Annotated in this window: 25 protein-coding genes and 1 tRNA gene; 16 read left to right on the top strand and 10 right to left on the bottom strand. The window is 63.7% G+C overall.

Going from position 1 to position 20,601, the window contains the following annotated elements; genetic code table 11:
• The first annotated feature begins 129 nt into the window (after positions 1–129).
• The 3 genes from rpoH (at position 130) to LV82_RS12945 (ending at position 2,711) form a co-directional block, all read left to right on the top strand.
• On the top strand, positions 130–1,023 hold the full coding sequence (rpoH, locus tag LV82_RS12955; protein WP_104072348.1) for an RNA polymerase sigma factor RpoH: 894 nt from the start codon (positions 130–132) through the stop codon (positions 1,021–1,023).
• 147 nt (positions 1,024–1,170) lie between these two features.
• Positions 1,171–2,463, top strand: coding sequence for an adenylosuccinate synthase (locus LV82_RS12950; RefSeq protein WP_104072346.1), 1,293 nt, complete (start codon positions 1,171–1,173; stop codon positions 2,461–2,463).
• Complete coding sequence (locus tag LV82_RS12945; RefSeq protein WP_211289217.1) at positions 2,460–2,711, top strand: DUF2842 domain-containing protein; 252 nt, start codon at positions 2,460–2,462, stop codon at positions 2,709–2,711. Before LV82_RS12950 ends, LV82_RS12945 begins: the two co-directional genes overlap by 4 nt.
• Before the next feature lie 70 nt (positions 2,712–2,781).
• Here LV82_RS12945 and LV82_RS12940 read toward each other — a convergent pair whose 3' ends face one another.
• Positions 2,782–4,815, bottom strand: a complete 2,034-nt coding sequence (locus LV82_RS12940) for a prolipoprotein diacylglyceryl transferase (RefSeq protein ID WP_104072343.1) — start codon at positions 4,813–4,815, stop codon at positions 2,782–2,784.
• Positions 4,816–4,980: 165 nt separating this feature from the next.
• On the opposite strand from LV82_RS12940, the gene LV82_RS12935 reads away from it, so the two are divergent.
• Positions 4,981–5,670 carry a thiamine diphosphokinase gene (locus LV82_RS12935; RefSeq protein WP_342750188.1) on the top strand — a complete coding sequence of 230 codons (690 nt, stop codon included), beginning with the start codon at positions 4,981–4,983 and terminating at the stop codon, positions 5,668–5,670.
• On the opposite strand, the gene LV82_RS12930 is transcribed toward LV82_RS12935, so the two are convergent.
• Both LV82_RS12930 and LV82_RS12925 read right to left on the bottom strand, forming a co-directional pair.
• Positions 5,631–6,251 (bottom strand): TetR family transcriptional regulator C-terminal domain-containing protein, encoded by a 621-nt coding sequence (locus tag LV82_RS12930; protein WP_104072391.1) that lies wholly within the window; start codon positions 6,249–6,251, stop codon positions 5,631–5,633. The two genes, LV82_RS12935 and LV82_RS12930, sit on opposite strands and share 40 nt — an antisense overlap.
• 135 nt (positions 6,252–6,386) lie before the next feature.
• Positions 6,387–7,196 (bottom strand): class I SAM-dependent methyltransferase, encoded by an 810-nt coding sequence (locus LV82_RS12925; protein WP_146065176.1) that lies wholly within the window; start codon positions 7,194–7,196, stop codon positions 6,387–6,389.
• Between the two features lie 249 nt (positions 7,197–7,445).
• Here LV82_RS12925 and LV82_RS14970 point away from each other — a divergent pair, with 249 nt between their 5' ends.
• The 5 genes from LV82_RS14970 to LV82_RS12905 all read left to right on the top strand — a co-directional run bounded on the left by LV82_RS14970 (position 7,446) and on the right by LV82_RS12905 (position 12,526).
• On the top strand, positions 7,446–7,613 hold the full coding sequence (locus LV82_RS14970; protein ID WP_170063437.1) for a hypothetical protein: 168 nt from the start codon (positions 7,446–7,448) through the stop codon (positions 7,611–7,613).
• A gap of 71 nt (positions 7,614–7,684) precedes the next feature.
• Positions 7,685–8,992 carry a helix-turn-helix domain-containing protein gene (locus tag LV82_RS12920; RefSeq protein WP_104072336.1) on the top strand — a complete coding sequence of 436 codons (1,308 nt, stop codon included), beginning with the start codon at positions 7,685–7,687 and terminating at the stop codon, positions 8,990–8,992.
• 108 nt (positions 8,993–9,100) lie between these two features.
• On the top strand, positions 9,101–9,469 hold the full coding sequence (locus LV82_RS12915) for a response regulator transcription factor (protein ID WP_104072334.1): 369 nt from the start codon (positions 9,101–9,103) through the stop codon (positions 9,467–9,469).
• 43 nt (positions 9,470–9,512) lie between these two features.
• Positions 9,513–9,812: a hypothetical protein gene (locus tag LV82_RS12910; protein ID WP_104072332.1), complete on the top strand. Its 300-nt coding sequence runs from the start codon at positions 9,513–9,515 to the stop codon at positions 9,810–9,812.
• 2 nt (positions 9,813–9,814) lie between these two features.
• Positions 9,815–12,526 carry an ATP-binding protein gene (locus LV82_RS12905; RefSeq protein WP_170063439.1) on the top strand — a complete coding sequence of 904 codons (2,712 nt, stop codon included), beginning with the start codon at positions 9,815–9,817 and terminating at the stop codon, positions 12,524–12,526.
• A gap of 12 nt (positions 12,527–12,538) precedes the next feature.
• Here the strand turns inward: LV82_RS12905 and LV82_RS12900 are convergent, their stop codons facing one another.
• Positions 12,539–12,967: a protein tyrosine phosphatase family protein gene (locus tag LV82_RS12900; RefSeq protein WP_104072389.1), complete on the bottom strand. Its 429-nt coding sequence runs from the start codon at positions 12,965–12,967 to the stop codon at positions 12,539–12,541.
• Between the two features lie 167 nt (positions 12,968–13,134).
• Here LV82_RS12900 and LV82_RS12895 point away from each other — a divergent pair, with 167 nt between their 5' ends.
• The gene (locus LV82_RS12895) at positions 13,135–13,458 is read left to right on the top strand and encodes a TraR/DksA family transcriptional regulator (RefSeq protein ID WP_104072328.1); all 324 of its coding nucleotides are present in this window, start codon (positions 13,135–13,137) and stop codon (positions 13,456–13,458) included.
• A 21-nt stretch (positions 13,459–13,479) separates the two neighbouring features.
• Here LV82_RS12895 and LV82_RS12890 read toward each other — a convergent pair whose 3' ends face one another.
• Complete coding sequence (locus LV82_RS12890; RefSeq protein WP_104072326.1) at positions 13,480–13,695, bottom strand: hypothetical protein; 216 nt, start codon at positions 13,693–13,695, stop codon at positions 13,480–13,482.
• 141 nt (positions 13,696–13,836) lie between these two features.
• Between LV82_RS12890 and LV82_RS12885 the strand changes: the two genes are divergently transcribed.
• On the top strand, positions 13,837–14,097 hold the full coding sequence (locus LV82_RS12885) for a DUF2312 domain-containing protein (protein WP_104072324.1): 261 nt from the start codon (positions 13,837–13,839) through the stop codon (positions 14,095–14,097).
• A gap of 93 nt (positions 14,098–14,190) precedes the next feature.
• Here LV82_RS12885 and LV82_RS12880 read toward each other — a convergent pair whose 3' ends face one another.
• Positions 14,191–15,066, bottom strand: a complete 876-nt coding sequence (locus LV82_RS12880) for a hypothetical protein (protein WP_104072322.1) — start codon at positions 15,064–15,066, stop codon at positions 14,191–14,193.
• Positions 15,067–15,178: 112 nt separating this feature from the next.
• On the opposite strand from LV82_RS12880, the gene LV82_RS12875 reads away from it, so the two are divergent.
• The 5 genes from LV82_RS12875 to LV82_RS12855 all read left to right on the top strand — a co-directional run bounded on the left by LV82_RS12875 (position 15,179) and on the right by LV82_RS12855 (position 18,831).
• Positions 15,179–16,843 (top strand): ABC transporter permease, encoded by a 1,665-nt coding sequence (locus LV82_RS12875; protein ID WP_104072388.1) that lies wholly within the window; start codon positions 15,179–15,181, stop codon positions 16,841–16,843.
• A 115-nt stretch (positions 16,844–16,958) separates the two neighbouring features.
• The gene (locus tag LV82_RS12870; RefSeq protein ID WP_146065175.1) at positions 16,959–17,186 is read left to right on the top strand and encodes a DUF1127 domain-containing protein; all 228 of its coding nucleotides are present in this window, start codon (positions 16,959–16,961) and stop codon (positions 17,184–17,186) included.
• A gap of 75 nt (positions 17,187–17,261) precedes the next feature.
• Positions 17,262–17,337 (top strand) — tRNA-Thr (locus tag LV82_RS12865).
• A gap of 138 nt (positions 17,338–17,475) precedes the next feature.
• Positions 17,476–18,438 (top strand): site-specific integrase, encoded by a 963-nt coding sequence (locus tag LV82_RS12860; protein ID WP_104072319.1) that lies wholly within the window; start codon positions 17,476–17,478, stop codon positions 18,436–18,438.
• An 84-nt stretch (positions 18,439–18,522) separates the two neighbouring features.
• Positions 18,523–18,831, top strand: a complete 309-nt coding sequence (locus LV82_RS12855; RefSeq protein WP_170063425.1) for a hypothetical protein — start codon at positions 18,523–18,525, stop codon at positions 18,829–18,831.
• Here the strand turns inward: LV82_RS12855 and LV82_RS12850 are convergent.
• The 4 genes from LV82_RS12850 to LV82_RS14810 all read right to left on the bottom strand — a co-directional run bounded on the left by LV82_RS12850 (position 18,810) and on the right by LV82_RS14810 (position 20,600).
• On the bottom strand, positions 18,810–19,277 hold the full coding sequence (locus LV82_RS12850) for a hypothetical protein (protein WP_211289215.1): 468 nt from the start codon (positions 19,275–19,277) through the stop codon (positions 18,810–18,812). The two genes, LV82_RS12855 and LV82_RS12850, sit on opposite strands and share 22 nt — an antisense overlap.
• Positions 19,278–19,500: 223 nt before the next feature.
• On the bottom strand, positions 19,501–19,737 hold the full coding sequence (locus LV82_RS12845; RefSeq protein WP_104072313.1) for a MerR family transcriptional regulator: 237 nt from the start codon (positions 19,735–19,737) through the stop codon (positions 19,501–19,503).
• A complete protein-coding gene (locus tag LV82_RS12840; protein ID WP_146065174.1) occupies positions 19,737–20,090 on the bottom strand; it encodes a hypothetical protein in 354 nt (117 codons plus the stop codon). Before LV82_RS12840 ends, LV82_RS12845 begins: the two co-directional genes overlap by 1 nt.
• Before the next feature lie 321 nt (positions 20,091–20,411).
• Positions 20,412–20,600: a hypothetical protein gene (locus LV82_RS14810; RefSeq protein WP_146065173.1), complete on the bottom strand. Its 189-nt coding sequence runs from the start codon at positions 20,598–20,600 to the stop codon at positions 20,412–20,414.
• Position 20,601: the final 1 nt, after the last annotated feature.

Below are 20,601 nucleotides of genomic sequence, written 5' to 3'. Positions count from 1 at the left end.
CGGAAATCCGCCAGGTTGCCGTTCTACGGTTGCCGACGCAAATGACGGCCGCGCGCCTGCGGCCCTTGCATGGGGGCCGTGCCGTTCTTATTGTGCGTGGTCCTCGACCGGAGAAGAGGGGCAGAGCCGATGTCGAATTTCGCAAACCTTCCTGCACCCAGCCCCGAACACGGGCTGAACCGCTACCTGCAGGAAATCCGCAAGTTTCCGCTTCTCGAGCCGGAAGAGGAATACATCCTCGCCAAGCGCTGGGTCGAGCACAAGGATACCGAGGCCGCCCACAAGCTGGTGACCTCGCATCTGCGGCTGGCGGCCAAGATCGCGATGGGCTATCGCGGCTATGGCCTGCCGATGGCCGAGGTCATTTCCGAGGCCAATGTGGGCCTGATGCAGGCGGTCAAGCGCTTCGATCCCGAAAAGGGCTTCCGGCTTGCGACCTATGCCATGTGGTGGATCCGGGCCTCGATCCAGGAATATATCCTGCGGTCCTGGAGCCTGGTGAAGATGGGCACGACCAGCGCCCAGAAAAAGCTGTTCTTCAACCTGCGCAAGGTCAAGAGCCGCATCGGCGCTCTGGAGGATGGCGACCTGCGGCCCGAACAGGTCGCCAGGATTGCGCAGGATCTGAACGTCACCGAGGACGAAGTGATCGAGATGAACCGCCGTCTGGCCGGTTCGGACGCATCGCTGAACGCCACGATCGGCTCTGATGACAGCACCGCCCAGTGGCAGGACTGGCTTGAGGACGAGGATGCCGACCAGGCCGAGCGCTATGCCGAAGCCGAGGAGATGGAGGCGCGCCGCGAGCTTCTGGAAAAGGCGATGTCCGTCCTGAACGAACGCGAGCGCGACATCCTGATCCAGCGTCGCCTGCGAGACGATCCCCTGACGCTCGAGGAGCTTTCGGCCAAGTATGACGTCAGCCGCGAGCGCATCCGGCAGATCGAGGTCCGCGCCTTCGAGAAGCTGCAGAAGGAAATGCGCAAGCTTGCGGCCGAAAAGGGCATGCTGATACCTGCGTAAGGCGTGCCTGAATCGGGGAACACGGGCGCCGGGGCCTTCGACCGGCGCCCTTTTCGTTTCACGTCATGCCCAAGGCAAGAAATCGGTTCCGTCCGTCCCAAAGCCTCGCTATACCGACGCGGGTTTGCCGGAACAGGAGCGTGACGCATGGCCAATGTCGTTGTGGTAGGGGCCCAGTGGGGTGATGAGGGCAAAGGCAAGATCGTTGACTGGCTGTCGGAACGCGCCGACATCGTCGCGCGCTTTCAGGGCGGCCACAATGCCGGTCACACGCTGGTCATCGATGGCACGGTCTACAAGCTGCATGTCCTGCCCTCGGGCGTCGTGCGCGGCGGCAAGCTGTCGGTGATCGGCAATGGCGTGGTTCTTGATCCCTGGCATCTGGTCAGGGAAATCGCCACCCTGCGCGATCAGGGCGTGGAAATCAGCCCCGACACGCTGATGATCGCCGAGAACACGCCGCTGATCCTGCCCTTCCATGGCGAGCTGGACCGCGCACGCGAATCCCAGAACAGCGTCGCCAAGATCGGCACGACCGGCCGGGGCATCGGCCCGGCCTATGAGGACAAGGTGGGACGCCGTGCGATCCGTGTCGCCGATCTGGCCGATGACCGCACCCTTGAGCTGCGTGTCGATCGGGCCCTTGTCCACCACAATGCGCTGCGCGCCGGTCTGGGCATGGCGCCGATCGATCGCGAAGCCCTGCTGGCCGAACTGCGCGCGATCGCGCCGCAGATCCTGCCCTATGCCGGCCCGGTCTGGAAAGTGCTGAACGAGGCCCGGAAGGCCGGGCGTCGCATCCTGTTCGAGGGCGCCCAGGGCGCGCTTCTGGATATCGATTTCGGGACCTATCCCTTCGTGACGTCCTCGAACGTGATCGCCGGGCAGGCGGCAACGGGCACGGGCATCGGTCCGGGTGCCATCGATTTCGTGCTGGGCATCGTCAAGGCCTATACGACCCGCGTGGGCGAGGGGCCGTTCCCCACCGAGCTGACCGATGAAATCGGCCAGCGTCTTGGCGAACGCGGCCACGAATTCGGCACGACGACGGGCCGCAAGCGCCGTTGCGGTTGGTTCGACGCATGTCTGGTGCGTCAGACCTGTGCGACCTCGGGCGTGCGGGGGATTGCGCTGACCAAGCTGGACGTGCTGGACGGGTTCGACACGCTGAAGATCTGCGTCGGCTACGAGCTTGATGGCCAGCGTCTTGACCACCTGCCGATGGCGGCCGAACAGCAGGCGCGATGCAAGCCGATCTACGAGGAAATGCCCGGCTGGCAGGAATCGACGGAAGGCGCGCGCAGCTGGGCCGATCTGCCAGCCAATGCCATCAAGTATGTCCGGCGCGTCGAGGAGCTGATCGACTGCCCCGTGGCGCTGCTGTCGACCAGCCCCGAGCGTGACGACACCATTCTTGTCACCGATCCCTTCGCTGACTGATGTTGCCCTATCGCACCCGCCGCCGTCTGGCGCTGTTGATCCTGCTGGTCGGGATGCCGTTGTGGATCGTGCTGTCGGTCAGCGCGGTGAACTGGATGGATGCGCGTTTCGGTCGCCAGCCGATCTGGATCGAGGTCTTGATCTATGTTGCGCTGGGCGTGGTCTGGATCCTGCCTTTCCGGTCGATCTTTCGCGGGGTTGGCAAGGCAGATCCCGACGCGTCGGTATCGGACGACAAGCCCGAATAGTCAGTGAAAGCGGAAAGGGGCACCTGATGCGCCCCTTTCCGATCAGGAATGGTCTTGGCCTTGCGGTCCGCTATTGGGATGCAGCGCGCCTTTCGACCAGAAAGCGCGAATTGCTTGATACCTTGAACTGACCGGGCCCGATCTTTTCGATCCGTCCTTCGCGCAGCAGCATCCCGAAGGTGCGCAGCCGTTCTTCGCGCGCGGAATCGGAGTCCGCGTCGATTTCGGCGACCTTGCGCAGAATATGCGGGCGGCTGAACTTCTCCATGCCTTCGAACAGCGCGGTGTAGGCGGCTGCGGCTTCCAGAAGCTCGGCCAGGTTGCGCGCGCCCAGAGCCTCGGCAAACTCGGCAAAGGATTTCGCGTCCTCGGGCCGCGGCTGATCGGGGGATTGCTGCTTGTCAGCCTGTGGCGCTGCCTGCGGGGCGGGAATGGTCTGTGCGGGTTTGGCCGGCGCGTTGTCCACGCGGTATTCGCTGACAAGAACCAAGGGCGCCGGCTTTGCCGATCCGGTTTCGGGGCGCGGTGTCGTGGTTTCACCCTTCGGGTCCGGCCGGCGCGGCCGAACCGTTTCCGACAGATCGTTGCGGAAGCGGCTGATCGCCTCGGCTTCGCGATCGACCGGCTCGGGGCCCGCGCCGCTGGGCCCGGCCTGCAGGTCGGCGACGGTTGCCGCGACTGCGGCCTTCAGATGCGTGATAGCCGAAAACCGGCGGCGGGATTCGGGTTCGTCGAGCTTTGACTTGGCAATGTCCAGCAAACGGTCGAGCGATTCTGTCTTGCTGCCGGTGCGACGCAGGATTTCGCGTCCCTCGCTGGCTTCTCTGCGGACCTCGCGCGCCAGCTGCGCCAGTTGACGCTCCAGCTCGGGGTCGTCGTGTTCGTCGGTCTTGCCGATCGCCGCGCCAATTTCGGCGCGAAGAATGGCATCTCTCGCGGCTTCGTCGGAACTGTCCCTCGCGGACGCGTCGTCTTCGGCAGGCAGGTCCGCCGACAGGGCGGCAAATATGGCCGCGGCGGTATCGTCCTGTTCCTCTTCCGTCAGTTGTTCGGCTGCCGAAGGTTCTTCTGCCGTCGTGTCGTCATCCTGAGCATGCGGCTCGTCCGGGTCGCTGGGCTCGGTGACCGCATCGATTGCCGAAGTCAGAACAAGCTTCTCGGTCGATGGCATGGGGGCATCGGCTTCGATTGCCGTATCGGCGACGGGCTGCGCGGGATCTTCGAGGGCCTCGACCGCGGTCTCGTCTTCGGCGGCCGCCCGAGCCGGGATGGAATCTTCCATCTTGTCCGCATCGACGGTTTCAATTGTCGCATCCCGGGACACGTCCTCGTCCTCGGCCAGTTCGGCCTGACCCAGCCTGTCTTCTTCGATTTCCTCGGGCTGTTCGATACCGGACGGATCGGCAAGCAGATCCCCATCTGACGATGCCGTCACGTCCTCGTCGAAATCGGCATGGAATTCGTCCTCAAGGCCCGACGGCTCCGGCAGGTCGCGGTCTTCATCGGTCGCCGCCGATTCGTCGGCACGGTCAACGACTTCCAGGCCCTCATCAAGATCGATGCCGAAGTCATATTCCTCGGGCCCCGAGATCTCGTCATCGTCCAGCTCGGTCGTGGGCAGCAACGAGCCGTCATCGGATTCGGCGCCGGTTGCGGCCTGGGCCGCCGCGCGGGAGGCGGCAACCACTGCGCGAATGCGCATCAGTTTGGCCGCGATGCTTTCGGGGTCCTTGCCGTTTTCTGCGAGCTCCGGCTGTTCGGTGGCGTCATCATGCATGGCGGCCGGGGCTTCTTCGGTTGCCTCTGCCGCGGGTTCGGCCGATTGCGGTCGCGCGGTCAGCACGATGCCATTCTCGCTGATGCGGGCGTCGACGTGACGCTTCGTTTCGCGTTCGGCGATCCGGTGCAGCATCTCGGGATCCATGGCGGGGGGCTCGGCCCCGAAATAGCGATCCTTTTCAGCCAATTCGCGGAAATATTCCGCGATCGCCTTCATTGCGGCAAAAGGATCGTCGAACCCTTCGAGCGTGCAGGAAAAACTGCCATAGGATACCGTCAGCACCTTGTGCGATCTGGCCGTGGAGTTCCTGTTCGACTTGGCCATGAAACGTAGCCTCCTGCTGCAACCGGTCTGTTCGGATTCGCCGCCTGTCGGGCGCGGCAGATCTGAATCGTTCGGAAATCTTGCGCACATTAATCTGGCAATATTGTGCCCGTTGCGTGGCTGAGGCATCAATTTCGCATGTCGTTCGCGTCCGACCCATCAGAATTGATACGTTCCGACAAACCCGTCACGCTTCTGGGGGCCGGGCGCGTCGATCGCCGCGCGCTGCAGGCGGCGTTGAAGCGGGCCCCGTTTCTTGTTGCGGCCGATGGCGGCGCGAACAAGGCCTTTGCCGAAGGTCTGGCACCCGAATTCGTGATCGGTGACATGGACTCGATCGGGCCCGAGGTTCTGGCAGACTTGTCCCGCGAGCGGCTGATCCGCGTCGCGGAGCAGGAGACAACCGATTTCGAGAAATGCCTGATCCGCATCGTCGCGCCATATATCCTGGCGGTCGGCTTTTCCGGTGACAGGCAGGATCACGTTCTGGCGGTGTGGAACGCGCTTGCACGAAACCCGTCACGCCGGTGCCTTGTGATCGGGTCGCAGGATGTGGTCTTTCTTGCCCCGCGACGTCTGAGGCTGGATCTGCACAGGGATACGCGCGTGTCGCTGTTTCCCATCGCCCCGGTTCGCGGCAGGTCAAAGGGGTTGGAATGGCCGATCGATGGCATCGATTTCGCGCCCGACGGACGGGTCGGAACCTCGAACCGTGCGACCGGGCCCGTCGAGCTGGACTTCGACAGCGAACGGATGCTGGTCCTGCTTCCGCCGGAATGCCTGGACGCGGCGATCCGGGCGCTTGCCACGACAGATCACGGGGCCAGCAGCTTGCGGAACAAGGTGTCGAGATAGGCGCCGGCCTCGGCATAGGGGTCGTGACCCTCTCCCAGGACGGCCCGCACTTGTACGTCGAAATCGGCATAATGCTGGGTCAGCGCCCAGATCGAAAAGATCAGGTGATGCGGCGACACGTCGGCAATGCGACCCGCCTGCGCCCAGGAACGGATCAAGGCGGCCTTTTCGTCTACCAGCGTCTTCAACGGTCCGCGCAGGACCTCCATGATGCGGGGCGCGCCCTGAAGGATCTCGTTGGCGAACAGCCTGCTTTCACGCGGAAAGTCGCGGCTCAGCTCCAGCTTGCGGCGCATGTAAGCCAGGATTTCTTCGACAGGTTCGCCGTTGGGGTTCAGCCTGCGCAGCGGATCGATCCAGGCATCCATGAGCGTCGAGAGTAGCTCGACATGGATCGCTTCCTTGGACGGGAAATAATACAGCAGGTTCGGCTTGGACAATCCGGCCGCGGCGGCAATCTGGTCCAGCGTCGAGCCACGAAAACCGTATTGCGAGAATACGTCCAGCGCGGCCTCCAGTATCGTCTGCCTGTTGCGCCGCTGAATGCGTGTGCGCCCCGGGGCGGGGCGCCTTGCGGGCAGATGATCTTTGCGTTTGTCGGGGCCAGGTTGTCGATCCGACACGTTTACCTCACGGTTACTCTTACACCCCCTGATTGCGAAGTCCTGGCCGAAAGGTCAAACCCAAAGCGTGAATTTCCGCGATTTTCGGCAGGTCTATTCGGGCTTTCGGGCGCTCAGCCGGTAATACAGGCGCCGGCCGCTGGCAAAATCGCGATGGATCCAGGAACCGGGCAAGCCCGCCCAAAGCCGGGCGACGGGACGAACTGGCGCGGGAAATCGCCGCGTGATCTCGTCGCCGCGCCGCTTGGCGTCCAGGGATAGCCCAAGCAAGACCCCTTGCGTGAGCTCCGTGACACGAATGTCCTGAAAGCCCGACCGCGTGACCTGGCTTGCCAAAGCCGAGACATGGCCGGAAGGTGCGTCAGCCTGCGGGGTAAAGTCGGCATGCAGCAGCCAGCCGCCGGGGCGCAGGACGCGAAATGCCTCGCGCAGAAACGCCCGACGGTCGGGATAGCAATGGGCACTTTCGACATTTGTCACGATGTCGAACTGTCCGTCGGGAACCGGAATGGCGGCAGCATCACCCTGCAGCCAGGAAAGGCGGTTTTCATTTTCATAGACCCGCCGGCAGAATTCGATCGCACGGGCGGAGTAATCGACCCCGGTAACTTCTTCCGCACCGTGATGTCGCAGCAGATGCAATGCGCCCCCGCCGCGGCCTGACCCGACATCCAGGATCCGCGCCCCGGCCAGATTGGCCGAAGCTACGACGGCATCGTATAGCCGTGCGCAAAGCCGTTCGGTCTGGTCACCGTCATTGCCTGCATCGGCTTCTTCGGCATAGCCGTAATTCATGAAGCGCAGATCCGTCGCGTTGCGCAGATGCCACGAAATCAGGTTGTACAGGATGCGCGCCCGACCTCCATGGAACCATCGCACGCGGCTGGGCCCGATCCGTGTCAATTCGCGCTCCGTGTCTGTCGGCTTCCATGGATCAGGCTGAAGCCTGTGCGCCGCATGGTCAACTTGGCCAATAGTTCAGGAATACGCGCGGGCACAGGCCGGGAACGGACGATCGCGGGCTTCCCGGGGGTGGTCGGTATGGCCGCAGAAGATGGATTTCCTCTTGCCCGGAACGGCATGGCGGGGTTTACCTCGGTTCGGGCAGAGGTTCGATGCCAGGCCAGAGGGGAGAGACAGATGGCAAGAGGCATGAGCGGTTTGACAAACGCGCATGGAAAGGCGGGCATCGTGGTTCTGTTGTGCGCGCTTGCCCTTTCGGTGCAGGCCTGTACCCGCAGCCCCTACAAGCTGACCGAATGCGTGAACGGTGAACCGGCCGTGCCGCGCATCCACGATGTTGCCCCGCCGAATTGCTGACGGGGCCGCAAGTGCTTCCATGGGCGTGAAAAGCCTGTAAACTCCCAGCCTGGGTCGGACGGGGGCGTGACATGGCACGATCTGCGCTGGCGGGAACGCGCATCCGGGAGCGCCGCCTGGCGATCGGAATGAAACAGGCCGAACTGGCGCGCGCCGCGGGCATTTCGGGCGCCTATCTGAACCTGATCGAACATAATCGCCGCCGGGTCGGGGGCCAGATCCTCGACCGTATCGCCAAGGCGCTGGGCGTCGATGCGGACTCGCTTGCCGAAGGGGCCGAGCATGTCCTGTTCGAACGTCTCCGCCAGGCAGCCGCCGGGATGGATGGCGAACGTCCCCCGGAAGTGGCGCGGATCGAGGAATTCGTCAGCCGCTTTCCCGGCTGGGCAGGACTGATCGCCGCCCAGCACACGCGGCTTGAAGAGCTGGAGCGCGCGGTCGTCGCCCTGAACGAACGCATGGCGCATGACCCGCACCTGTCGGCGGCCCTGCACGAGATCGTCTCGGCCGTGACCTCGCTGCGTTCGACTGCCTCGATCCTGGCCGAGGATGAAGAGATCGCACCGGAATGGCAGGCGCGCTTCCATCGCAACGTCCACGCCGACAGCATCCGGCTGTCCGAAGCTGCGCTGGCGCTGGTGGCCTATCTGGACAGCACGCAAGAGGCCGAAACCGGCCTCGCTTCGCCGCAGGAAGAGGTCGAGGCCTGGCTGGCGAGCATGAACTGGCATCTGCCCGCGCTGGAACGACCGAACCCGCCGCCGGCCGAAAGCCTGATCTCGGGCGTGCCGGAATTTGCCAGCGGCGCGGCCCGCAAGTTGGCGCTTAATCATCTGGAGCGCTATCGCGCCGATGCAATGGCCCTGCCGCTTGGGCGCTTTCTGTCGGCGGTCGAGAGCCATGGCCCAGATCCGCTGACGCTGGCCCGCCATTTCGGAACCGGGCTTGCACCCGTCTTCAGGCGTCTGGCCAGTCTGCCCGAGGGGGCGACGCCGCCGCTTGGGCTGGTCGTCTGCGACGGTTCGGGAACGCTGATCTTTCGGCGCCCGGTTCCGGGCTTTTCGCTGCCACGCCATGGTTCGGCCTGTCCCCTGTGGCCGTTGTTCGAAGCAATGCAGCGCCCGGTGACACCGATCCGGCGCGTGGTCGAGATGGCAGGCCGCATTCCGCAAAGATTTCTGTGCTACGCTTATTGCGAACCGCATTATCCGGCCGGGTTCGACGGCCCGCAGGTCATCCGTTCGATGATGCTGATCCTGCCTCCGCCGGACCCGGTGGTCGAACGGGTCGTGCCCGTCGGCCCGTCCTGCCGCATCTGCCCGCTGCGGGATTGTGCCGCGCGGCGCGAACCCTCGATCCTGGTCGCTGAAGGCCGGTAATTCGGCTGTCGCCGGCTTTGACAGCCTGCGCGCACTGCGCAATAGTCGGTCAACTGGGCAATGGTCGCTCATCAGAATGGCGCAAGCCACGGGGAGGAAGTGCGGCAGATGACCGGAAAGGTCCTCTTGATCGAGGACGAGCCGCATATCGCGGAAGCCATCCGCTATGTGCTCGACCGCGACGGCTGGCAGGTCGTGACGCATGGCGAGGGCGCGGATGCGATGCGGGTGCTGCGTCGGGAACGTCCCGACGCGGTGATCCTGGACCTGATGCTTCCGGGCCGTTCGGGACATGACATCCTGGCAGAGATCCGGGCCGATCCCGAATTGCACGGTCTTCCTGTCCTGATCCTGTCGGCCATGGGCCAGGCGCAGGAGCGCGCGCGCGCGCATCAAGCCGGCGCCAGCGGCTTTGTGGCCAAGCCTTTTGGAAATGACGAGATCGTACGTGCCTTGCGAGAGGTCGCAGCGCGATGAACCGGGCCCGGGGCATGACGACATTTCCGAAATGGGGGCGCGAATGAAACGTCCCAGGGGTCCCCTGTTCCTGGCCCGGCGCAGCTATCGCCTTCGTCGCATGATGGACGCGGCCAGGATGCTGCCGGCTGTGGGCATGTTCCTGTTCTTTCTTCCGATCCTGTGGCGGCCTGCCGATACACCACAACCTGACACGGCGCGCGGCTGGATCTTTCTTTTCATGGCCTGGGCCGTACTGATTGCCCTTGCGCTGGTTCTGGCGCGTTTTCTGGTCCGCGCCGAAGAGGAAGAGGCGCGCCTGTCGTCCGGCGACCCCCTTGCAACCGATCAGATGCGGGACTGATGGTGCCGTTCAACATCCTTGTCGCCGTTTGCCTTGTCTATGTGGGGTTTCTGTTCCTGATCGCCTTTGCCGCCGAGCGTCGCGCCGCGCGCGGGCGTGTCGGATGGCTGCGGTCGCCGCTGGTCTATACGCTTTCGTTGTCGATATACTGCACGGCCTGGACCTTTTATGGCGCGGTCGGCTACGCCGCGCGCTCGGGGCTGGAGTTCCTCACGATCTATCTGGGTCCAACCCTGGTCATGGTCGGTTGGTGGCTGGTCTTGCGCAAGCTGGTGCGGATCGGACGTCGCCAGCGCGTGACGTCGATCGCCGACTTGATTTCCTCGCGCTTTGGCAAGTCGAACCTTCTGGGTGTGCTGGTCACGGTCATCTGCGTCGTCGCCGCCACGCCGTATATCGCGCTGCAGCTGCAATCGGTCACGCTGTCTTTCGGCGTGTTTGCCAGCGACGCGCCCGAGGGCTGGGCCTTGCCCAACCAAAGCGCCACGGCCTTGTGGGTCGCGGCGGGACTGGCCCTGTTCACGATCCTGTTTGGCACGCGCAACCTTGACGCCAATGAACGCCACCACGGTGTGGTCATCGCCATTGCGGTGGAAGCGGTCGTCAAGCTGGTTGCCCTTGTCGCGGTCGGAATATTCGTCGTGTGGGGCATCGCTGGCGGCTGGCAGGGCGTCGTCGAGACGATCAACAGCTCGGCCATCGCGGAGTGGCAGTTGCAACCGGGCCGGTGGATCGGTCTGACCTGTGTTTCCGCGGCGGCGATCCTCACGCTGCCACGGATGTTCCAGGTGATGGTCGTCGAGAATGCCGACGAGCGTCATTTGGCGACGGCCTCATGGGCCTTCCCGCTTTACCTTCTGTTGATGAGCGTCTTCGTCGTGCCGATCGCGGCGGTCGGTCTGACGACGCTGCCTGCAGGGTCCAACCCCGACCTGTTCGTTCTCACGCTTCCGCTGGCCCAGGGCCAGGGGCAGCTTGCCATGCTGGCCTTTCTGGGGGGATTCTCCTCGGCAACCTCGATGGTCATCGTGGCCTCGATCGCGCTGGCGACGATGGTGTCGAACCATATCGTCGTTCCACTTTGGCTCAGCATCCGGCAACGAACCGCGAAGGGCCGCGCAACGGGCGATGTGCGCGGCATGGTCCTGATGGCGCGGCGTCTGTCCATCGGTGGCGTGCTGGCGCTGGGATATTCCTACTATCACCTCTCGGGAGGCTCGGCTGCGCTGGCCTCGATCGGGTTGATCGCCTTCCTTGGCGCCGCACAGATCCTGCCGGCGATGCTGGGTGGCATCTTCTGGCGCGGTGCGACAGGGGCGGGCGCGGCGATGGGGCTGATCGTCGGCTTCATTGTCTGGATCTACACGCTGTATCTGCCTTCGTTCGGCGAGGATGGCCTGATCTCGCATGACCTGATGCAGCTTGGGCCGTGGGGCATCGCCTGGCTTCGTCCGCATGCCCTGTTCGGGATCGAAGGTTTGGATCCGGTCCTGCACACGCTGTTCTGGTCGCTGTCGCTGAATGCGATATCCTTTGTGTGCGGTTCGCTCTTCACGTTTCCCTCTCCGATCGAGCGGATGCAGGGCGTGGCCTTTGTCAACGTCTTTGACACCGATGCCGATACGCGCGGCTGGTCACGCGGCGGTGCCGAGGCCGAAGATCTGCTGATCATGGCACAGGGCATCCTTGGCGCGGACGAGGCACAAGCCTTCTTTCAGGCCGAGGCCGAAGCGCAGGGCAAGGCCGGTCTGCTGCCGGATACGACGCCCGAATTCATCGACAGGCTGGAACGTCGGCTGGCAGGCGCGGTCGGCGCCGCGACGGCCCACGCGATGATCGCCCAGTTTGCCGAGGGCGCAGTCGTGTCGGCGCAGGACCTGATGGCGGTCGCCTCCGAGGCGCAGCAGATCATGGAATATTCGATCCAGCTGGAAGCCAAGTCCGAGGAACTGGCCCGCACGGCGCGCCAGTTGCAAGAGGCCAACGACAAGCTGCGCGACCTGTCGGTGCAGAAGGACGCCTTCCTGAGCCAGATCAGCCACGAACTGCGTACACCGATGACCTCGATCCGGGCCTTTTCCGAGATCCTGATGGATCCCGAACTGCCGCCCGGGATGCAGCAGAAATACGCCGAGATCATTCACGACGAAACGATCCGCCTGACGCGCCTGCTGGACGATCTGCTGGATCTGTCGGTTCTGGAGAACCGGAAGGTCCAGTTGAACATCAAGGTCGCGAACCTGCATGACCTGATCGAAAAGGCCGTGCGCGCGGCGTCGTCCACGCAGCCCCAGCGGTCCTTCACCCTGCACCGAGACCCGCCGGCCGAACATATCCCGGTAATCACGGATACCGACCGACTGCTTCAGGTCTTCATCAACCTGATTTCGAACGCGCGCAAATATTGCGATGCCGAGAGGCCCGAGCTGACCATCAGCGCCCGCAAGCGCGGCGGACGGATCATCGTCGATTTCATCGACAACGGTTCGGGGATTCCGAAAGAGGCACGACGCCTGATCTTCGAAAAGTTCTCGCGCCTGACGGATAACAATCAGGCCGGCGGTGCCGGGCTTGGCCTGGCCATCTGCCGCGAGATCATGGCAAATCTGGGCGGCTCGATCACCTATCTGCCGGGACAGGGCGGCGCCGCATTCCGCGTGTCCCTGCCGGTCCGTCCGCCGAAGGAGATCATCGAGCGCGCGAAGACCTCCTGAGCGGTCCGAAGCTCAGCCGCGGTTGGCGAGGCTTTCGATCGTCTGACGGAAGGGTTCGAGGTTGTAGCCCCAGCGCGCGGCCCGCGCGATCAGCTCGTCGGTGGGCATCCGGCCCGCCTGTGACAGCGCCCAGACGATGGACGACCGGTTGCCCGAGGCGCAATAGGCCAGCACCGGCCCCTTGGAACTGGCTATGGCATCGGCCTGAGCGGTAACGTTGTCCATCGTGATCGCGCCGCCGACGACCGGATTGACGACAAAGGTCAGCCCCTCGGCCTCGGCCGCGGCGCGCATGCGTTCGGCCCACAACTCGGGCGGGATCTCGGCGTCGGGGCGGTTGTCGATGATCATCGTGAATCCGGCCTGCCGTATGGCCGCCAGGTCCTGGGGCTCGATCTGGGGAGAGACGGCATAATCTTCGGTCAACGGGCGCAATTCCATGGTCGTGATCGCCTTTTCTTTGCCTCGAACCACCTTGGTTGGACGCGGGCGCACATTATCCGCGCCCGGCAAAAAGCGAAAGACCATACGGGATTGACTTGAATCAACGCCGAATCCGCACCAGCCTGAGAAGTCAGGGGAAACGCAATCCGAAAGGACAGGACCAGATGAAATCCGATGCCGAACGCAAGGCGCAGCTGCTTGCACGTCAGGCCGAATTGCTGGAGCGGATGAAAAAGGTCGATAACGAACTCGACAGCCACGACTCGAAGGATTGGGAGGAAATGGCGACCGAGCGCGAGACCGACGAAGTGCTTGAGGATCTGGGGCACGCCGCGCGTGACGAACTGCGCATGATCGAGGCCGCGCTCAAGCGCATGGAGGAAGGCGAATACGGCTATTGCGTCACCTGCGGTGACCGGATCTCGGAGGAGCGGCTGGATCTCTTGCCCGCCACGCCGTTCTGCAAGAACTGCGCGCCGGGGAATTGAGCGATTGGGTCTCGCGCGGGGTCAGGCCAGCGCGATTCCCACCACGACCATCATCAGGCCGATTGCCGACAGCAGCAGCGCCCCAAGGTTCAGGGCGATTACCTTTTGAAGCCGCGCGCGCATTTCCTCGTCGGGCAAGTTCGCGCGGCGTGCGGCCTGTACGCGCAATATGCACCAGACCAGAAGCGCCAGCCCCACCAGCGTCACGGCGGCACCGATCCATATCAACAGGGCCATCGTTCATTCCTTTGCCAAACCGAACCTCGCGCCGGGCCTAGCGCGAAGTCGTGCCCCGCACAAGTCAGGCGGTCTCAAGCTGTCTTGAAGGATGGGCGCCAAGCGTCTACTCAATGCGCCGACCCGATCAGGAGGAATCCAATGAACCAGTCCGCATCCGACGCCGCCTACAGCTTTGCCGCCGAGGAGCTGCGCCAGTTCATCGAGCAGTACGAAAGCCTCGAGGCCGAGAAAAAGGACATAACCGAACGCCAGAAAGAGGTGATGGCCGAGGCCAAGGCGCGTGGTTATGACACCAAGGTGATGCGCAAGGTGATCGCGCTGCGCAAACGCGACAGGGACGACATCGCCGAGGAAGAGGCGCTGCTGGAGATGTACAAGGCCGCGCTGGGCATGGCCTGAGCGCAGATCAGGGCGATGGTAGGGCAGGCCGGCGGCCTGCCCTTTTCCCTTGAGCGCGCATCCATATGCCCGCCAGCGGCGGCACGATTTGCCTCAGGGTTCGATGAACCGGATTCCAGGGATCTGCGCGATCTCGGCGCAGTCTTCCTCGTATTGGCGCGAGAGATCCTCGACCAGTTTTTCGGTCCAGCCGGGCAGGGGAACGTCCATTTCGATCTCGTCCGGGCGCGCGTAATCTTCCATGAACCGGGCCGTGACCTGCCTGCGTTCTTCGATCGTGGCGGGCGGGTGGCGTTCCATATGAGCCTGAAGCTGGGTCAGACCTTCCTCGGTCAGGATCGTGCGCAGCAGGTCCCAGTCGCCATCCAGTTCGGTTTCCGGCGGCACTCCGGCCATGATCCGCAGGATCTCGGGCCAGATGAACGGCGTATCCTCGTTGCACCAGACGGTCATGCCGGCTTCGGGCACGTTCGCGATGGCGCGGCGGATGACCGGGGCCCAACGCAAGTCGCGTGGATCGCGCCCGGCCATGAGCGATTCGTAGCTGGTCTCGGGCACCTTGCGCAAAAGCGCGGGGATCAGGACGGCCGGGTTGACGAGGCCAAGGAAAAAGTCCGTCCGCGCCTGCGGAAACAGATTGGCATAGGCGCGCAGGCGCATCGCCATCGTCGCGTAGAAGCCGAATTCGGACACGACGTTGGCGGGAAAGCAGATGAAATTCTCGTTGCTGAAGATCACGCGATGGGCCGAGTTGTCCTCGAGCACCGCATCAAGGATGACATGCTGCGCCTCTTCGCCGGCGGGCGCACCTTTCAGCGATTTCGCGACCTTCGGTATCAGCTTGTTGTAACTGCGCGGGCTGGGCACGGCGATGCCCATTTCCGCCAGCATGGCGCGGTTCTTCATCAACGCCCGGATCAGGCGATCATCGTCGGTCGCATGGGCGCCCAGGTGATAGACGATCTTCATCTTTCCGCCGATTGGATCCTGTTCATGTCGCGGACCCTATACGCGCTTTGTGGACAGGAAAACCGCTTTCCTGTAACTCGCGTCCATGGCTGACGAAATTGCTCAAGAATCGATGCGTGGCGTGTCTGGGCGTGGCGGTCTGTCCGCACCGGGCAGCGGTATCTGGTCGATCGGGGCGGCGCTGATTGCCGCGCTTGTCCTGCTTCCGATTCTTTCGGTCGTCGTGATGGCGCTGTCGCCGACCGAGAATATTTGGCCACACCTGTTGCGCACGACTCTGCCGCGCTATGCCACGAATACCGCAATCCTGACACTGGGCGCGGGGGCGCTGGCCGCGGCCATCGGGACGGGGGCGGCCTGGCTGGTGACGATGTATCGGTTCCCCGGCGCGCGGATCCTGGAATGGGCGCTGCTGTTCCCGTTGGCGATTCCGGCCTATATCGCGGCCTACGCGCTGGTCGATTTCCTCGACTATTCGGGCCCGGTCCAGGTCGCGCTGCGCGAGACATTCGGCTGGAGCTCGGCGCGGGACTACTGGTTTCCGCAGATCCGATCCCGCTGGGCCGCCGTGGTCGTATTGTCCTCGGCGCTCTATCCCTATGTCTACATGATGGCGCGGGCGGCTTTCCGCGAGCAGTCGGCGGGAAGCTACGAGGTCGCCCGGGCGCTTGGCGCCGGGCCTTTGGGCCTGTTCTGGCGGGTCGGGCTTCCGCTGGCCCGCCCGGCGATTGCGGCGGGGGCTGCCATCGTCATGATGGAAACCGTCAATGATTTCGGCGTGGTCGATTTCTTTGGCGTGCAAACCCTGACAATGGGCATTTTCACGGTCTGGCTGGAGACCCGGAATGCCGGGGGGGCGGCGCAGATCGCCTGTGTGATGCTTGCCGTCATCCTGATCCTGATGACCCTGGAAAAGACCAGTCGCCGCAACTCGCGCTATTTTCAGTCGGCGCGTCAACAAAGACCGGTCACACCGCGGCGAATTACGGGTCCATGGGCGTGGATTGCCACCCTGGCTTGCGTTCTGCCCTTCGCGATGGGGTTCGTGCTGCCGGTTCTGGTCATTGCGTCGCACGCAATGGATCGTCCGGAAATCTGGTTCAGCCGTGGCCTGGGCCGTGCCTTGTGGAACACGATAAGCGTGGGCGGGCTGGCCGCGTTCCTGACCGTCGCGGCGGCGGTGTTCATGGTCTATGGTGTGCGCCTGACGGGGCGGCGTCTGCCGCGCCTGCTGCTGCCCGTGACGACAATCGGCTATGCAGCGCCCGGGGCGGTTCTGGCCGTCGGCATCCTCATTCCCCTGGCCGCATTCGACCACAGGCTTGCCGACGCGATCCTTTGGCTGACAGGCCGCGATCCCGGGCTGATCCTGACCGGCTCGGCTGCGGCCATCGTGCTGGCCTATCTGGTGCGCTTCTTCGCCATTGCCGAGGGTGCCGTGGATGCGGCCTTCGGGCGCATTCCGCCATCCCTGCCCATGGCAGCGCGGTCGCTGGGGCGCAGTGCGGGGGGAACCCTGCGCGAGGTCTATCTGCCATTGATGCGCGGCACCGTGGGCACCGCGCTGCTGCTGGTCTTTGTCGACTGCGTCAAGGAATTGCCGGCGACCTTGCTGCTTCGTCCCTTCAACTTCGACACCCTGGCAACCCGCGCGCATGAAAAGGCAAGCCTTGAGAACATAGCCGAGGCGGCGCCCCCGGCGCTTCTGGTCATGGCCGTCGGGTTGGTCGCCGTCGGGCTGATGGCGCGCGCGCATCTGTTTGAAAAGCGCCACTGACCGCCCGCCTTGCAATCCTTGCAATGCGGGCATTCCCACTCGGCACTTGTCATTCATTCTGCGCCGCAGCATCTGATGCGCGAGGACACGAATGATTCAATTGCAGGAGAGTGCGATGGCCGGAACTGCCACCTACCGCGAACATTCCCATCACGGCCTGCTGCAGCTGCTGGCTGCGCCGTTTGCCGCGCTGGGCCGCATTCTGATCCGCATCGCCGAATCCAGCCGCGCGATGCGCGAGATCGAACGTCTGAACCAGATGAGCGATGAGGAGCTGGCCGCCCGCGGGCTGACCCGTGATGGAGAGATCCGCCGCATTTTCGCGGGCCAGCTCTATCTCTGATTTCGGCCCCGGATTGGCGGGAAGAACGCGGCGAGCCTTGCACAAGGGCTCGCCTCGCAGTATGAGCGCAGCGGAGCCCCTATAGCTCAGCTGGTAGAGCATCTGATTTGTAATCAGAGGGTCGGGAGTTCGAGTCTCTCTGGGGGCACCAGCCGCGCGCGCCAAACTGCGCATATATGCGTGAAAATGCGTAGTTTCAGGCACTTCCCCATATGATGCCCTTGCCAATGCGCGTGGATGCTGCGCATTTTTGCGCACGTCACTACGCAAAAATTACGCACGGCAGGGCATGGCTTCGATTCGCAGACTGGGAGAGAAGTGGCGCGCAGAGGTCTATCGCAAGGGGCAGCGCAAGTCCAAGGTGTTCCCAACGCGCCGGGAGGCGCGGGAATGGGCCGCGCGTGTCGAGTTCGAGCTGGACAATCCGCAGGAGGTGGCAGCTGACGCGACATTGGGCGATCTGCTGGACCGCTACCGGCGCGAGGTCACGCCAGGAAAGCGCGGGCGCAGAAGCGAAGAGATCCGCATCGAGCGGCTGAAGCGCGATCCGATCAGCCGCATGAAGCTCGGCCGTCTGACGCCTGACGTGTTCTCGGCCTGGCGCGACGATCGGCTGCGCGTCGTGGGTCCGGCCACGGTCCGGCGCGAGATGGGTTTCCTGTCATCGGTTCTGAACACCGCGCGGCGCGAATGGGGCATGCTGGCTGACAACCCTCTGTCCGAGGTCCGCCGCCCGAGCAGTCCCCCGCCGCGCGACAGGCTGCCGACGGATGCCGAGATCGCGGCTTTGCGCGCGGCGGCCGGCGACGACCTCGAGCGCCTGACGGCCCGGGCATTGCACGCGTTCCTGTTTGCCCTGGAGACGGCCATGCGGGCAGGGGAGATCTGTTCCCTGCGCTGGGATGACGTGGATCTTGATCGTCGCGTCGCGCGCCTGAGGGAGACGAAAAACGGCCGCCCGCGCGATGTGCCGCTGTCCACCGAGGCCGTCCGTCTGCTGCGCGAGTTGCCGCGCCGAGACCCCGTCTTCGGCCTGACACCGCGTCAGCTGGACGCCCTGTGGCGGGCACTGCGTCGCAAGGCGGGCGTGTCGGGTTTGACGTTCCACGACAGTCGGCACGCGGCCATCACGCGGCTGGCGCGCAAGCTGGACGTCCTGGCGCTGGCGCGGATGGTCGGCCATTCCGACCTGCGGATGCTGCAGGTCTATTACAACGAGACGGCCGAGGAGCTGGCGCGGCGGCTGGATTAGCGCCATCCATCAAGAAATTGTAGCCTTTGAATGACTTGCACATAGAATTCGCCCGTCAGTTGATTGCGAATCATGGTGATAATTATGGCTTTGACCAACAATGACGCTCGTATCGTAATGGGCATGATCCTGAGAGGTGACAAGCAGCACGATATCGCAGCCTGGTTTGGCGAAAACCAGGCTCGAATTGTCGAGGTTGAAAAAGGCGCATTCGGAAACGTAACGCCGGCTCCTGAGCACGAGTTGCCGCCGAGGGGTGCTCCGGGGCCAAAGGGCCGCCGCCTGCGCGGCTACGTCAGGAAGGCCATTCAGGCCCTTGATGCGAATGATCCCGCTGCAGCGCGCCAGGCGCTTGTGGACGGTCTGGCCGCCTACGATCGAAACGAAGCCTGAATGTAGTCTTCAGGCCTTTCGAGTTTGCTGCGGCAAGGCGGTATCCAGACAAGCCGCGTCGGCGCTGAATTTTGTGTCTTGTCCCACACAAACCAAGCGTAGCCGGTAGCCGTTGACGCCTTCGGGTCGACGCGGCCCTTCACCATCGGAACGCGCTCGACGAACTGTGCCACATATGTCGGTGGTCTCGGCAGGAAGAGCGTTTCGTATCGTGTGATACTTTCCAGAAATACGGTGCGTGCAAGAATTGCGACACCTTGCCGAGCGACTTCAAGTGCCCTTTCAGCAAACTCCATCGCAAGCTTGAACGGCGGGTTCGTGATCACCCAATCGTATCCACCGCGTGCGTAAGGATAGGCAAGGAAATCCCTTGTGTGCCCGAACCCGTAATCTACAAGATCGGAGGATTCGACAGAGGCAAATTTCTCTGCCAGTGGACGGCTCATGTAACCGCGCCCGCAGGCTGGCTCTAGGCATGTAGATTGGTGAAACGGCACATGTCCTATGACATGATGAAGCAGGGCTCGCGTAGCCCATGGCGGTGTGGGAAAGTCGTCATTGCTGTCTTTCGGCTCGTGCCGCTGAGCCATTACCGCGTGCGAGACGTTCTGCATTTTCCATGCCTTATTGTGTGCAGCTGACTAGCCCGACGGCGATCCGCTGCCAAGCCTAAACCCGCACCAGGACCCGCTTACCGGCGCGCTTCGTCTTCAGGCGGCCGTCCGAGATCCAGCGGCGCACAGTGGACTCGGTCCTGCCGGCGCGGCGGGCGTATTCCTCGACCGTGACCCATTCGGGTTCGGGCTCGACCCGCAGCGTGTCGATGCGGTGGCGCAGGGCGCGGACCTCGCGCAGGATCTCGTCCAGGGTCTGCTGGTCCACGATCGTCAGTTTCAGCTCGCCCATTACCGAACCTCCTCGATCTCGATCTGCCTGCGTCCGTCGATGATCTCGTCCAGCCAAGCGGGTTGGTCGTCGTGGATTCGCCCGACGATGGACTCGGCGACACGGATCGCGTCGAGCAGCTGGTGGATGATCGCGCCGACCTCGGGGCTGACCGGCTCGATCACCGTGCGCCAGCCGCCGTCCGGGCAGCGCTCGCGCCGTGCCTCGCCCTCGATCCAGCCGCGCAGGTCATCCCGAAGGTGCGGCAGGCACAGGCGCAGAGCCTGGTGCGCGCTGGCCTCGGCCACGCCGGAGCCGTCGCAGTGCACGCAGATCATGCCGTTGCTGCCGCACATCTGGCAGGTGGGGGTCATTGTCATTCCTCATTCGGCGCTGGTGGCAGGGGCATCCACCCGCCTGCATCCTCTAGCGCGATAGCCTCTCCGCTGTCCGGGACAACCCAAGCTGGGCCTGGATCGCGGTCATCCCAAAAATATCTGGGATCGTAATAGGCAGGCCACGGACGGGCATCCGCTGTGCACCAGATCAGCACCTCTGGACCGTATGCCGTGCCTGCCGGGTTGACCGGCGCGGTTGACATGGGCAGCCACCCGCCATCGTAACGCTCGACCTCGCGTGGCGGCTTTCTCGGTGGCGGAGGGGTGGTCGGGGCATCCATGCGTTCTGGAACCCCACTATTGCTGGTATTCATTGTCCGCTCCCTTAAATTCAAAATCGTTGACGATCACCGCCATTTTTTTCCTGTATCCGTAGTATTTCATCACTGGCGACCGGATCATTCGCCAACCGGCTTGCTCCAATTCATCTCGACATTTCATCCAGTCCCGCATCAGTAAAACCATGACGTGTCGGGTTTCATTCATC

Source organism: Albidovulum inexpectatum (assembly GCF_002927635.1).
GTDB lineage: Bacteria > Pseudomonadota > Alphaproteobacteria > Rhodobacterales > Rhodobacteraceae > Albidovulum > Albidovulum inexpectatum.
The sequence above is the reverse complement of the archived record's forward strand: the minus strand, read 5'-3'. Positions and strand labels throughout refer to the sequence as shown.

Excerpts from the sequence above, each read along its gene's own strand:
- rpoH (WP_104072348.1), top strand. The coding sequence starts at position 130 with ATGTCGAATTTCGCAAACCTTCCTGCACCCAGCCCCGAACACGGGCTG.
- LV82_RS12950 (WP_104072346.1), top strand. The coding sequence starts at position 1,171 with ATGGCCAATGTCGTTGTGGTAGGGGCCCAGTGGGGTGATGAGGGCAAA.
- LV82_RS12940 (WP_104072343.1), bottom strand. The coding sequence starts at position 4,815 with ATGGCCAAGTCGAACAGGAACTCCACGGCCAGATCGCACAAGGTGCTG.
- LV82_RS14970 (WP_170063437.1), top strand. The coding sequence starts at position 7,446 with ATGAGCGGTTTGACAAACGCGCATGGAAAGGCGGGCATCGTGGTTCTG.
- LV82_RS12920 (WP_104072336.1), top strand. The coding sequence starts at position 7,685 with ATGGCACGATCTGCGCTGGCGGGAACGCGCATCCGGGAGCGCCGCCTG.
- LV82_RS12915 (WP_104072334.1), top strand. The coding sequence starts at position 9,101 with ATGACCGGAAAGGTCCTCTTGATCGAGGACGAGCCGCATATCGCGGAA.
- LV82_RS12910 (WP_104072332.1), top strand. The coding sequence starts at position 9,513 with ATGAAACGTCCCAGGGGTCCCCTGTTCCTGGCCCGGCGCAGCTATCGC.
- LV82_RS12900 (WP_104072389.1), bottom strand. The coding sequence starts at position 12,967 with ATGGAATTGCGCCCGTTGACCGAAGATTATGCCGTCTCTCCCCAGATC.
- LV82_RS12895 (WP_104072328.1), top strand. The coding sequence starts at position 13,135 with ATGAAATCCGATGCCGAACGCAAGGCGCAGCTGCTTGCACGTCAGGCC.
- LV82_RS12890 (WP_104072326.1), bottom strand. The coding sequence starts at position 13,695 with ATGGCCCTGTTGATATGGATCGGTGCCGCCGTGACGCTGGTGGGGCTG.
- LV82_RS12885 (WP_104072324.1), top strand. The coding sequence starts at position 13,837 with ATGAACCAGTCCGCATCCGACGCCGCCTACAGCTTTGCCGCCGAGGAG.
- LV82_RS12880 (WP_104072322.1), bottom strand. The coding sequence starts at position 15,066 with ATGAAGATCGTCTATCACCTGGGCGCCCATGCGACCGACGATGATCGC.
- LV82_RS12875 (WP_104072388.1), top strand. The coding sequence starts at position 15,179 with ATGCGTGGCGTGTCTGGGCGTGGCGGTCTGTCCGCACCGGGCAGCGGT.
- LV82_RS12870 (WP_146065175.1), top strand. The coding sequence starts at position 16,959 with ATGGCCGGAACTGCCACCTACCGCGAACATTCCCATCACGGCCTGCTG.
- LV82_RS12860 (WP_104072319.1), top strand. The coding sequence starts at position 17,476 with ATGGCTTCGATTCGCAGACTGGGAGAGAAGTGGCGCGCAGAGGTCTAT.
- LV82_RS12855 (WP_170063425.1), top strand. The coding sequence starts at position 18,523 with ATGGCTTTGACCAACAATGACGCTCGTATCGTAATGGGCATGATCCTG.
- LV82_RS12850 (WP_211289215.1), bottom strand. The coding sequence starts at position 19,277 with ATGAGCCGTCCACTGGCAGAGAAATTTGCCTCTGTCGAATCCTCCGAT.
- LV82_RS12845 (WP_104072313.1), bottom strand. The coding sequence starts at position 19,737 with ATGGGCGAGCTGAAACTGACGATCGTGGACCAGCAGACCCTGGACGAG.
- LV82_RS12840 (WP_146065174.1), bottom strand. The coding sequence starts at position 20,090 with ATGACCCCCACCTGCCAGATGTGCGGCAGCAACGGCATGATCTGCGTG.
- LV82_RS14810 (WP_146065173.1), bottom strand. The coding sequence starts at position 20,600 with ATGAATGAAACCCGACACGTCATGGTTTTACTGATGCGGGACTGGATG.